The organism is Serratia sp. YC16 (assembly GCF_009707615.1).
GTDB classification, from domain to species: domain Bacteria; phylum Pseudomonadota; class Gammaproteobacteria; order Enterobacterales; family Enterobacteriaceae; genus Serratia; species Serratia surfactantfaciens.
On record NZ_WLYN01000001.1, the window covers coordinates 1,173,974 to 1,185,441 of the forward strand.

9 protein-coding genes are annotated in these 11,468 nt (G+C 63.9%); 5 read left to right on the plus strand and 4 right to left on the minus strand.

Annotation, left to right across the window (positions count from 1 at the left end):
• Positions 1 to 34: 34 nt before the first annotated feature.
• A complete protein-coding gene (locus tag GKN89_RS05520) occupies positions 35 to 925 on the plus strand; it encodes a LysR substrate-binding domain-containing protein (protein WP_154746500.1) in 891 nt (296 codons plus the stop codon).
• Here GKN89_RS05520 and GKN89_RS05525 read toward each other — a convergent pair.
• The 3 genes from GKN89_RS05525 to GKN89_RS05535 form a co-directional block, all read right to left on the minus strand.
• Entirely contained in the window at positions 922 to 1,650 is a 729-nt protein-coding gene (locus GKN89_RS05525) for a PA1136 family autoinducer-binding transcriptional regulator (protein WP_019452456.1), read from the minus strand. The genes GKN89_RS05520 and GKN89_RS05525 overlap by 4 nt on opposite strands.
• Entirely contained in the window at positions 1,647 to 2,522 is an 876-nt protein-coding gene (hchA, locus tag GKN89_RS05530) for a glyoxalase III HchA (protein WP_154746501.1), read from the minus strand. The genes GKN89_RS05525 and hchA overlap by 4 nt, the downstream gene beginning before the upstream one ends.
• Before the next feature lie 121 nt (positions 2,523 to 2,643).
• Positions 2,644 to 3,474 carry an alpha/beta fold hydrolase gene (locus GKN89_RS05535; RefSeq protein WP_019452454.1) on the minus strand — a complete coding sequence of 277 codons (831 nt, stop codon included), beginning with the start codon at positions 3,472 to 3,474 and terminating at the stop codon, positions 2,644 to 2,646.
• Positions 3,475 to 3,677: 203 nt separating this feature from the next.
• Here GKN89_RS05535 and GKN89_RS05540 point away from each other — a divergent pair, with 203 nt between their 5' ends.
• The 4 genes from GKN89_RS05540 (at position 3,678) to GKN89_RS05555 (ending at position 10,304) form a co-directional block, all read left to right on the plus strand.
• Positions 3,678 to 5,102, plus strand: a complete 1,425-nt coding sequence (locus GKN89_RS05540; protein WP_370520162.1) for a coniferyl aldehyde dehydrogenase — start codon at positions 3,678 to 3,680, stop codon at positions 5,100 to 5,102.
• A gap of 251 nt (positions 5,103 to 5,353) precedes the next feature.
• Positions 5,354 to 7,549, plus strand: coding sequence for a catalase/peroxidase HPI (gene katG / locus GKN89_RS05545; RefSeq protein ID WP_154746502.1), 2,196 nt, complete (start codon positions 5,354 to 5,356; stop codon positions 7,547 to 7,549).
• Positions 7,550 to 8,073: 524 nt separating this feature from the next.
• Positions 8,074 to 8,973 carry a VOC family protein gene (locus tag GKN89_RS05550; protein WP_195933987.1) on the plus strand — a complete coding sequence of 300 codons (900 nt, stop codon included), beginning with the start codon at positions 8,074 to 8,076 and terminating at the stop codon, positions 8,971 to 8,973.
• A 41-nt stretch (positions 8,974 to 9,014) separates the two neighbouring features.
• On the plus strand, positions 9,015 to 10,304 hold the full coding sequence (locus tag GKN89_RS05555; protein ID WP_154746503.1) for an alginate export family protein: 1,290 nt from the start codon (positions 9,015 to 9,017) through the stop codon (positions 10,302 to 10,304).
• 40 nt (positions 10,305 to 10,344) lie between these two features.
• On the opposite strand, the gene GKN89_RS05560 is transcribed toward GKN89_RS05555, so the two are convergent.
• The gene (locus tag GKN89_RS05560) at positions 10,345 to 11,397 is read right to left on the minus strand and encodes a nitronate monooxygenase family protein (RefSeq protein WP_154746504.1); all 1,053 of its coding nucleotides are present in this window, start codon (positions 11,395 to 11,397) and stop codon (positions 10,345 to 10,347) included.
• Between the last annotated feature and the right edge of the window lie 71 nt (positions 11,398 to 11,468).

The window sequence follows — 11,468 nt, forward strand, 5'->3', positions numbered from 1 at the left end:
ATAGTTTTCAGCCTTAGATGAGAATAACTCAGCCATGAGAAAAACCCGTTTGCCGCCGCTGGGCGCGCTGCGCGCCTTCCACGCCGTGGCCGGCTGTCTCAGCTTCAAGCTGGCCGCCGAGGAGCTGGGCGTCAGCGCGACGGCGGTCAGCCATCAGATCAAGCTGCTGGAGTCGGTGCTGGCATGCCGGGTGTGCGAGCGCAGCGCGCAGGGCGTCAGCCTGACCGAGACCGGCGAGATCTTGTATGCCGGCACCCAGCGCGCCTTCGCCGCGCTGGAGCAGTCCGTCGCCCAAATCACCCGCGTTCAGCTGCCGCCGGCGCTGACCGTCACCACCACCTCCAATTTTCTCACCCACTGGCTGGTGCCGCGTCTGGCGGATTTCAAGGCGGAGTTTCCCACCATCGATCTGCGCCTGCACACCAGCGTCGAGCGCGTCGATCTCAACCAGCGCACCGTGGACGTCGCTATCCGCTACCGCGAAACGCCGGAAACCGATCTTCACTGCACCCTGCTGCATGAGGATCGCTTTATCGTGGTGGCCAGCCCGGCGCTGGCGCTGGAGCGCAGCGAGGATTTGCAGCGGGTGACGCTGTTTCACGTGGAACATCGGCAGGTGCCCGCCGACGCGCCGACCTGGGAAAACTGGCGGCGGCGCTACGGGCCGGAGGGGTTGAACGTGGCAGCCGGGCTGACCTTCAGCGACGAAACCCATGCGCTGCAGGCGGCGGTGGCAGGTCAGGGGGTGGTGATCGCCAGCCGGCTGCTGGCGCGCGATTTGTTGCAGCGCGGCGTGTTGGACGCGCCGTTCGAGATGTCATTGCCCGGCGCCAACTACTATTTGGTGGCCACCGAAGAGACCGCGCAGCGCTCCGATATCATTGCGCTGCGCGAGTGGTTGTTGCGGCAAATGGCGGCGAGCTAACGGCGCTCGGGGGCGATTTCCCCCAGGCGGATCGCCACGCCGATCGCCTGCGCGGTGGTGGCGGCGCCGAGCCGTTGGCGAATGCGCCGCAGATGGTTTTCTACCGTGCGTTCAGACAGGCCGAGCATCGCGGCGATATCCGCCTGGCGCCGGCCGATGGCGGTCCAGCTCAGCACCTCGCGCTCGCGCGCCGACAGACGCCCCCTCTCCTGCACGGCCGCCGGCTCGAACAGCCGCCGCGCCGCCAGAAAGGCCGCCGTGCCCACGAGCGACAGCGCCAACCGCACCGGCGGCGAGGTGTCGATGCGCTCGCCCCCCAGGCTGACAGCCCCCTCCAGGCCGGCGGGGCCGAACACCGGGATCTGCACGCCGTGCAGCCCCGCGCCGCGCGGCGTGCGCACAATCCGGTAGCGCTCTCCCTGCTCCGCCCGGGTTTTGGTCCAGAAGAACGGTTCGCTGGCCCGCAGCATGTGCCGGGTCACCGGGCAGTGCCGCACGTAGGTCAGCGCATCGACCGCCTCACCGTCGCCGAACCAGTCGCCCTCGACCCAATAGATATGCTCTATCCCCGCTTCCGCCGCAGCGGAGGCGGAGAACAGCACAAAGCGGTCGAAGCCGAACGGTGCGGCGAAGGTGCGAACCCGCCCCTGAATGGCGGACAGGGTTCGCTCATACTCCATCGCCAACGCCGTCTGGAAAGCGCGCTGCGCGAGCTCGTCGCTCATCGCGCGGCGACGTCGGCCAGCAGCGTCTCCGCCGCCAGTTTGCCGAGGTTGTTGGAAGCCAGCGGGCTGTCGCCGGTCAGCAGGCGCCGATCTTTATGCACCTTGCCGGTGATATCGGCGTTGACGATCTTAACGCCCAGCTCGCGCAGGCGTTCGCCCACCAGCCAGGGCATCGGGCCGGGAATATAGCCGATGTCGATGTTGGCGCCGGTATCGAGCGAGTCCGGGAACACGCACATCTCATAGCCGCGATAAAGGAAATCCTCTTTGCGCTCGCCGATGCCCGCCGCCAGCAGACCCGCCGGCCCGTGGCACAGCGAGATCACGTAGCGATCGTGGTCATGCGCCCAGTGCAGCGTCTTTTTCACCTCTTCGCTGAACGGGATATCATTCAGCACACCGTGGCCGCCGGGAATGAAAACGCCGAGGTAATTGCCGCCATCCAGATCCTTCACCACCTCCGTCAGCTTTTTCGGCTGCTTGAGTTGGCTGCGGTACTTCTCGTAGGTGGCCTTGACCGCTTCATCCTCATGCGGGAACGCCCACATCTCCAGCTTCACCGGATCGCCGGACGGCGTGGCGATGTCGATCTCGAAACCGGCCAGATCCAGATGATACATCGGCAGCAGCATCTCGACCGGGTGGTTGCCGGTAGAGAAGAATTTGCCGTTTTGCATCAGCAAATAGCGCTCCTGCGAGGCGATCATCAGCACCTTCCACTTGCCGCCGCGATAGGCGTTCGGGTAGCTGGCGCCCGCGAAGTCGGTCTTGGACGAGGTGTACTGGCTGAGGGAGTAAGGTGATGGGAAGAACGCGTTGTCTTCCGCCACATCCGGGGTGGGATTACGATCGTTGGACACTGAATCAGTCATGATTATCTCCATATTCACCGTTGCATTGCCCATTCAGCTTAAATAACCGCCGGCGGGGCCGCAATGAGGGATATCCCTCAAGCAGCGCCCAGGCGGCGGAGCGTCCCCCTGGGCGCTGTTCTTAGCTGTTCACGAACGCCAGCAGATCGGCATTGACCTGATCGGCGTGGGTGGTCGGGATGCCGTGCGGCGCGCCCTTGTAGGTATGCAGCTTGCCATTTTTGACCAACTTGGCCGACAGCACGCCGGAATCCTGATAAGGCACCACCTGATCGTCGTCGCCGTGGATCACCAGCACCGGAATGGCAATCTTCTTGAGATCCTCTGTGAAATCGGTCTGCGAGAAGGCGACGATGCCGTCATAATGCGCCTTGGCGCCGCCCATCATGCCCTGCCGCCACCAGTTCCAGATAATCGCCTCGGAAGGCTTGGCGCCCGGGCGGTTATAGCCGTAGAACGGGCCGGCGGGCACGTCATAGTAGAACTGCGCCCGATTGGCGGCCAGCTGCGCCTGGAAATCATCGAACACCGCTTTGGGCGTGCCCTGCGGATTGGCGTCGGTTTTCACCATCAGCGGCGGCACCGCGCTGATCAGCACGGCCTTGGACACCTTATCCTCGCCGTGACGCACGATATAGCGCACCACTTCGCCGCCGCCCGTCGAGTGGCCCACGTGCATGGCGCCCTGTACGCCGAGATGTTTCACCACCGCAGCGACGTCATCGGCGTAGTGATCCATGTCGTGCCCTTCCCACACCTGGCTGGAGCGGCCGTGGCCGCGGCGATCGTGCGCAACCACGCGGAACCCTTGGTTCACGAAGAACAGCATCTGGGCATCCCAGTCATCGCTGGACAGCGGCCAGCCGTGGTGGAAGTAGATGACCTTGCCGTTTTTGGGGCCCCAATCCTTGTAGAAAATCTCGACGCCATCGCTGGTCGTTACGTAACCCATGTCGTTTCTCCCATTTACACATTGTCAGAAAATAAGACGGATAGTGCTCACGACGCCGGTATGGCAAGCTCCCTCATCCCGGTTGGCCGGCGATCTTGCGTTGATCGCTTAACGAGTATAGGTTTAAACCTTACTTTAAGGTCAAATGCAGTTCTGCAGACGGTGTGCCCCCACCCAACAAGCTCGATATCAGGAGTATTCAAGTGCCAGGAGATGACGCCGCCATGACGATGGAGCAACGGCTTGCCGCCCAACGCCGCGCCTTCCTGCGCGACGGCGCGCCGACGTTCGCTCAACGCAAGGCCGCCCTGCGCCGCCTGCGCAGCGCCATTTTGGCCCAGCGCAGCGCATTGACGGCGGCCGTCAGCGCGGATTTCGGCCACCGCTCGCCTTACGAAACCGACATTCTGGAAATTCTGGTCACCGTGCAGGCGATCGATTATCTGCTGCGCAACCTGAAGCGCTTTATGCAACCGGAGCGCCGCCACGTCGCCCTGCCGTACCAGGCCGGGCGCGCCTATGTGCAATACCAACCCAAGGGCGTGGTCGGCGTCATGGCACCGTGGAACTACCCGTTATCCTTGACGCTCATCCCGCTGGCCACCGCCCTGGCCGCCGGCAATCGCGCGATGCTGAAACCTTCGGAACTCACGCCGCACACCAGCCAACTCATCGAGACGATGCTGGCGGCGCAGTTTCCCGCCGACGAGGTCGCCGTGGTGACCGGCGGGCCGGAGATCGGGGCCAGGTTCAGCGAACTGGCGTTCGATCACCTGGTGTTCACCGGCAGCACGGCGGTCGGCCGCCAGGTCATGCAGGCGGCCGCTAAAAATCTGGTGCCGCTGACGCTCGAGTTGGGCGGCAAGAGCCCTGCGGTCATGGCGCGCGGTGCGCTCACCGCCAGAGACGTCAACAGCCTGGCATTCGGCAAGCTGTCGAACGCGGGCCAAACCTGCATCGCGCCCGATTACCTGCTGATCCATCAGAACGATGTGGAGAACTTCATTGCGCTCTACGACGCGGCGGTCAAAGCGTTTTACCCCACAGGGCCGACGGGCAGCGACTACGGCGCCATCATCAGCGACAGGCACTATCAGCGTTTGCAAGACCTGCTGGCCGACGCGCAAGCGCGGGGCGCGCGGATCGTTCCGGTGGGCCATCGCCCTGAATCTGCGTCTGAACGGGCAAAAACCCTGGCCCCCACGCTGATCGTCGGCGCGCCCGACGACAGCCGGATCATGCAAGAGGAGATCTTCGGGCCGCTGCTGCCGGTGCGCACCTACGCTGCTATTGATGAGGCGATCGAGCTTATCAACGCCGGGCCGCGCCCGCTGGCGCTGTACTACTTCGGGCCGGCCGGCGCGGAGCGGGAACGGCTGCTGACGCGCACCACCTCCGGCAACGTCAGCGTCAACACCACCCTGCTGCACTTCGCCCAGGACGATCTGCCGTTCGGCGGCATCGGCCCCAGCGGCATGGGAGCCTGTCACGGCATCGAAGGGTTCCGGGCGCTGAGCCACGCCAAAGGCGTCTTCATCCAGAGCCGCTGGCACTTTACCGATCTGCTGCGCGCCCCGTTCGGCAAACTGGCGGACGCGGTGCTCAAGATCATGCTGCGGCGTCGATAAGGCGCCGCGTTGCCTATCAACGGCAAGGCCTTGAATCGCTGAAAGCTATCACAGTATTCAATCATTCCTATTTTATCTCTCCGCCGCCGCTGACTAAGCTTAGCCATGAGTCGCCCTTTGCCCGTTAGCGGCCGGGGCGATGTGGATCGATTGAGTTCAGTTATTTAGCGCAACACCCGACGCAAGCCTTACCCGCATGTCTTGTTAACCGCTCCACGCCTGGAGCCCAATACGGAAGCAGAGAGCGCATTATGACAACTGAAAGCAAATGCCCGTTTTCGGGCGGCAAACAGCCCGCACCGCAGGACGGCACCACCAATCAGGATTGGTGGCCTAATCAGCTCAGCCTGAAACCGCTGCATCAACACTCCCCCCTGTCCGATCCGATGGATAAAGACTTCAACTACGCCGACGCCTTCAACAGCCTCGATCTGGCGGCGGTCAAACAGGATCTGCACGCCCTGATGACCGACTCACAGGAATGGTGGCCGGCGGACTTCGGCCACTACGGCGGCCTGTTCATCCGCATGGCCTGGCACAGCGCCGGCACCTACCGTATCGGCGACGGCCGCGGCGGCGCGGGCGAAGGCCAGCAGCGCTTCGCTCCGCTCAACAGCTGGCCGGACAACGTCAGCCTCGACAAGGCGCGCCGCCTGCTGTGGCCGATCAAACAAAAATACGGCCGCAACATCTCCTGGGCCGACCTGCTGATCCTGACCGGCAACGTGGCGCTCGAATCGATGGGCTTCAAAACCTTCGGCTACGCCGGCGGCCGCGCCGACACCTGGGAGCCGGACGACGTCTACTGGGGATCTGAGAAGATCTGGCTGGAGTTAAGCGGCGGGCCGAACAGCCGCTACTCGGGCGACCGCGACCTGGAAGACCCGCTGGCGGCGGTGCAGATGGGCCTGATCTACGTCAACCCGGAAGGGCCGGACGGCAACCCCGATCCGGTGGCCGCCGCGCGCGACATCCGTGAAACCTTCGCCCGCATGGCGATGAATGACGAAGAGACCGTGGCGCTGATCGCCGGCGGCCACACCTTCGGCAAAACCCACGGCGCCGGCCCGGCGTCTAACGTCGGCGCCGATCCGGAAGCCGCCGGGCTGGAACAGCAAGGCCTCGGCTGGCACAGCACCTTCGGCACCGGCGTCGGCAAAGACGCCATCACCAGCGGGCTGGAAGTCACCTGGACCACCACCCCGACCCAGTGGAACCACGACTTCTTCCGCCACCTGTTCGAATACGAATGGGAGCTGAGCCAAAGCCCGGCCGGCGCGCACCAGTGGGTGGCGAAAGACATCGGCGAAACCATCCCCGACGCCTTCGACCCGAACAAGAAACGCCGTCCGACCATGCTGACCACCGACCTGTCGCTGCGTTTCGATCCGGCCTACGAGAAAATTTCGCGCCGCTTCTATGAACACCCGGAAGAGCTGGCCGACGCCTTCGCCCGCGCCTGGTTCAAGCTGACCCACCGCGACATGGGGCCGCGCGCGCGCTACCTCGGCCCGGAAGTGCCGCAGGAAGAACTGATCTGGCAAGATCCGGTTCCGGCGGTCGATCATCCGCTGATCGACGAGCAGGACGTCGCCGCGTTGAAAAACAAGGTGCTGGCCTCCGGCCTGCCGGTCTCAACACTGGTTTCCACCGCCTGGGCGTCGGCCTCGAGCTTCCGCGGTTCCGACAAGCGCGGCGGCGCCAACGGCGCGCGCATTCGCCTGGCGCCGCAGAAGGACTGGGCGGTCAACCAGCCTGCGCAGCTCGCCGCGACGCTGGCCACGCTGGAAGGCATCCAGCGCGCCTTCAACGATGCGCAAACCGGCGGCAAGCGCGTCTCACTGGCGGATCTGATCGTGCTGGCCGGCGCGGCGGGCGTGGAACAGGCGGCGAAGAACGCCGGCTTGACCCTGACGGTGCCGTTCGCACCGGGCCGCACCGACGCTTCGCAGGAACAGACCGACGTGGACTCTTTCGAGGCGATGGAGCCGCTCGCCGACGGCTTCCGCAACTTCCTGAAGGGCAAATACCGCGTGCCGGCCGAAGCGTTGTTGGTCGATAAGGCGCAGCTGCTGACCCTGACCGCGCCGGAAATGACGGTGCTGGTCGGCGGGCTGCGGGTGCTCGGCGCCAACGTCGGCGGCGCGCAGCATGGCGTGTTCACCCATCGCCCGCAGGCGCTGACCAACGACTTCTTCGTCAACCTGCTCGATATGGGCACCACCTGGCACCCGGTGGGCGAGGACGGCCTGTTCGAAGGCCGCGATCGCCGCAGCGGCGCGGTCAAGTGGACCGGCACCCGCGTCGATCTGGTGTTCGGTTCGCACGCGCAGCTGCGCGCGCTGGCCGAAGTCTACGGCAGCGCCGACGCGCAAGAGAAGTTCGCCCATGACTTCGTCGCCGCCTGGAACAAAGTGATGAACCTCGATCGTTTCGATCTGGCGTAAACTCCCCGCAACGGCCTGCTTCGGCAGGCCGTTTTTTTCCCGAGATCAACACTGCTTCCGCTCAGCGCCAGCCGTAGCGCCCGTCGTTATATTTCATCTCCTCGCTTATTCGTATTTACTCAACAAGTCATATAAAAATTTGATGGGCGGCAATTCTTTTAATGCTGTATTTATATTTAGAGGGCAATGAAGAACGTAAATTCAGCGTGCCAATACGATATATCCCAGCAAGGAGAAGACCGTTATGGATTATCCTCGATTCACTTCAACACGCGACGAGGCGGGCCGCATTATCAGCGCCGTCCCTTAGCGACAGCGGGCCTGCTGGCCGGGCGCCTCACCGTTTACACCAATAAGAATAAATGTTCTGCCCCTGCGCCATATTCGCCGGGGCGTCAGAACCTCGCCCCTACTTAGCGTTTCATCACGCACGTTGCGTTTTTGGTTTTTTATTTTCAGCCGACGGGAAAGCCCATAGGAAATTACGCTGCACTCAGGAAAATAACCGCAACCTGGAGGTCATCATGCAACACATTATCGGTATTTCTTCTCGTCGGCTGAGGATATCAGCCCTTGCGCTGCTGCTCCCTGCAATGTCATGGGCGGCCGATACGGCGTCTGTCGCCGTGGGGCCGCAATACGACACCACGCATGTCTATGTGGAACGCGGCAAAATGGATGCCTTTGTCGACAGCATCCTGAAAACCTTCGGCGGCACCAGCACCGAACGCGTGCTGGTCAACGTCACGCCCACGCCGAGCGAAACTTACTCCCAGCTGATACTGACGCCGGCCGGCAGCTTCTCGGTGTTCGATTTCAAAACGCCGATCCCGCACCCGTTCGGCACCGAGCGCAACGGTTTTCTGGTCAGGGATATGGATGTCGCCATTCAACAAGCCAAGGCCGCCGGCGCCGATGTGCAGGTTGAGCCTTTCGACGATCCGATCGGCCGCGACGCGGTGATCCAATGGCCCGGCGGCGTCAATATGCAGCTCTATTGGCACACCAAAGCGCCCAACTACCGGCCGCTGCTGAGCGTGCCGGAAAACCGCCTGTATCTCTCCGCCTACCGCGTCGATGACTTCCTGAAAAGCTATCAGGCGTTCTCGCACGGTAAGGTCGTGCGCGACGAGCAGGTCAGCGATGCGGCGATCGGCCGCAACGATAACGGCAAGATCCGCCAAATCGAACTGGATTCGCGCTTTGGCAAAACGCGCATTTTCGTCACCGACGGGCACCTGCCTTATCCGTTCGGCCATGAGCGCACCGGCTATGGCGTCGAGGATCTGCAGGCCACGCTGGCCAAAGCGACGGCCAGCGGCGCGCAGGTGCTGTGGCGTTCAACGGCGGCGGAAAGCCGCGCCTCGGCGCTGGTGCGTTTCCCCGGCGGCTATATCGCCGAAATTCACCAGACGGCTAAATAAACCCAAGGCGCGCTGCGGCGCGCTTTTTTCTTCGGATATCCATGATGAAACGCACGCTTCCCGCACTTTTGCTGTTCTCCGCGCTGCCCGCTCTGGCGGCGGAGCCCGCCGCGGCGCCCTGGAAAAACATCCCGTTGGGCGATGCGGCCACCTTGTCTTTCGACGGTTCACTGCGCGAGCGCTATGAATGGACGGATCAACGCGATCTGAGCGGCGGGCGCGACGACACTTTGATGCAGCGCCTGCTGATCGGTGCACGCCTCGACTACGGCGACTATTTTGGCGCCTACGTCCAGTTGGGATCTTCGCTGGCGACGATGCGCGACCATGGGCGCAAGCCAACCGATGAAGATCGCGCCTATCTCGGCCAGGGCTATGTGGATATGAAATTGCCCACCGCCTACGGCCTCGGCACCCTGCGGGTCGGCCGCCAGGAGATTGCGCTGGGTTCGCTGCACCTGATGGGCACCCGCGACGGCCCCAACGTGCGCCGTTCTTTCGACGCCATCCGCGCCAGCTGGGCCAAGGATAAAAACCGCCTCGACGCCTTTATCGGCCATCCCGTCACCCTTAAAACCGGCAGTTTCGACGACGATACCGACAACAGCCAAAAAGTTTGGGGGCTCTACGGCACCACGCCGCTGACGCCGCTGGCTTCTTCGCTCGATCTCTACACCTTTGGCTTTGAAGATAACGACGCCCATTACGCGCAGCTCAACGGGCAAGAGCGGCGCTATACCGTCGGCGCGCGCATTTTCGGCACGGCACAGGGGTTCGACTGGGACAATGAGGCCGCCTGGCAGTTCGGCAGCGCAGAACAGCGCGACATCCGCGCCTGGTCGGCGTCGGCTCACGCCGGCTATACGGTGAGCGACTGGCGCTGGCAGCCGCGCTTCGGCGGCAAGATTGGCATCGCCAGCGGCGATAAAAACGGCCATGACGGGCAGCTCAATACCTTCAACGCCATGTACCCCAAGCTGCCCTATCTGACCGAGAACGGGCTGGTGGCGCCGGCTAACCTGATCGCCATCCACCCTTCGGTCACCATCACGCCGTGGCAAACCCTGGCCATCGACTTCAGCTGGGACGCGCTATGGCGGCAACGCCGCGAGGACGCCTTCTATCTCGGGCCGATGCGCCCGGTGAAAGGCAGCGAGCAGGGCTCGCGCTTTATCGGCAATCAGTATCAGGTCGAAACCACCTGGACGCCGCGCAGCGATCTCCAGTTCAAGGTGGCCTATGTCTACTTCGACGTCGGCCACAGCCTGCAGCAACATGCCGGACTGAAAGACATGAACTTCGTCCTGGCGCAGGGCACCTACAGCTTCTGACGTCAATAAAAAGGGCGCCGAACCAGGCGCCCCGTCTGTCTTACAGCGCAGCCAACTCCGCCGCCAGGGTGGCGACCAGCTGCGCCGCCAGCATCGGCCGCGCCAGGCCTACGCCCTGCCCGGCCCACAGCGACATGAACTCCCCGCGCCCGGCCTTGGCCGCCGCCTGGCGGATATCGCCGGTGAGCGCGTTCTGCACCGGATAAGGCAGGATCTGCCCCTCCTCCGCGCGCATCTGGCGCATGAAATCATTGACGATGCCGCGCGCCGGGCGGCCGCTGAAGGCGCGTGTCAGGCGCGTACTGTCATCACCGGCGTTGCGCAATGCCGCTCGCCAGGCGTCGGCGATACCCGATTCCGGGCTGCACAGAAACGCGGTGCCGAGCTGTGCCGCCTGCGCGCCCAGCAATTGCGCCGCCGCGATGCCGCGACCGTTCATGATGCCGCCTGCGGCGATCACCGGGATCTTCACCGCCGCCACCACCTGCGGCAACAGGGCCATCAGGCCGACGCAGGATTGCTCGATATCGCCGAGGAAGGTCGGACGATGACCGCCCGCCTCCGCGCCCGAAACGCAGACAAAGTCGGCGCCCGCCTCTTCCCAGGCGCGGGCTTCCGCCACCGTGGTGGCGGTGCCTATCACCCGCGAGCCAGCCTGCTTGAACTGCGTGACCGTCGCGCGCGGCAGCACGCCGAAGGTGAAGCTGGCCACCGGCGGCGCGGCCTCCAGCAAGGCCGCGATCTGGTCGCGGTTGTTTTCGGCAAATTTGGCGGGGATCGGCGGCTCGCTCAGCCCCAGCGCTTCGCGGAACGGCCGCAACAGGTGCTGGGCGCGTTTCAGCTCGGCGAGATCCGGGTGCTGTTCATCGAGCAGAAACAGGTTGATGTTAAACGGCGCGGCGGTCTGCGCGCGGATCTGCTGCACGCGCTCGAGGATCACCTCCGGCGAGAACAGCGCCGCCGCGCACGATCCCAGCGCCCCGGCGTTGCTCACCGCCACCGCTAACGCCGGCGGCGACGCGCCGTTCATCGGCCCCTGAACGATCGGATAGCGCAACCCAAGCTCGCGGGCAAAAGCAGAAGGTGCCGTCATCAATGTGTCTCCCTGTGTGGACTACATTCGTCTTACGGCGGCCGCGCCGCCGAACCGACCAAAAGCATAGC

Bases quoted from the DNA above. Each gene is read 5' to 3' on its own strand.
- GKN89_RS05520 (WP_154746500.1), top strand. From the start codon at position 35: ATGAGAAAAACCCGTTTGCCGCCGCTGGGCGCGCTGCGCGCCTTCCAC.
- GKN89_RS05525 (WP_019452456.1), bottom strand. From the start codon at position 1,650: ATGAGCGACGAGCTCGCGCAGCGCGCTTTCCAGACGGCGTTGGCGATG.
- hchA (WP_154746501.1), bottom strand. From the start codon at position 2,522: ATGACTGATTCAGTGTCCAACGATCGTAATCCCACCCCGGATGTGGCG.
- GKN89_RS05535 (WP_019452454.1), bottom strand. From the start codon at position 3,474: ATGGGTTACGTAACGACCAGCGATGGCGTCGAGATTTTCTACAAGGAT.
- katG (WP_154746502.1), top strand. From the start codon at position 5,354: ATGACAACTGAAAGCAAATGCCCGTTTTCGGGCGGCAAACAGCCCGCA.
- GKN89_RS05550 (WP_195933987.1), top strand. From the start codon at position 8,074: ATGCAACACATTATCGGTATTTCTTCTCGTCGGCTGAGGATATCAGCC.
- GKN89_RS05555 (WP_154746503.1), top strand. From the start codon at position 9,015: ATGATGAAACGCACGCTTCCCGCACTTTTGCTGTTCTCCGCGCTGCCC.
- GKN89_RS05560 (WP_154746504.1), bottom strand. From the start codon at position 11,397: ATGACGGCACCTTCTGCTTTTGCCCGCGAGCTTGGGTTGCGCTATCCG.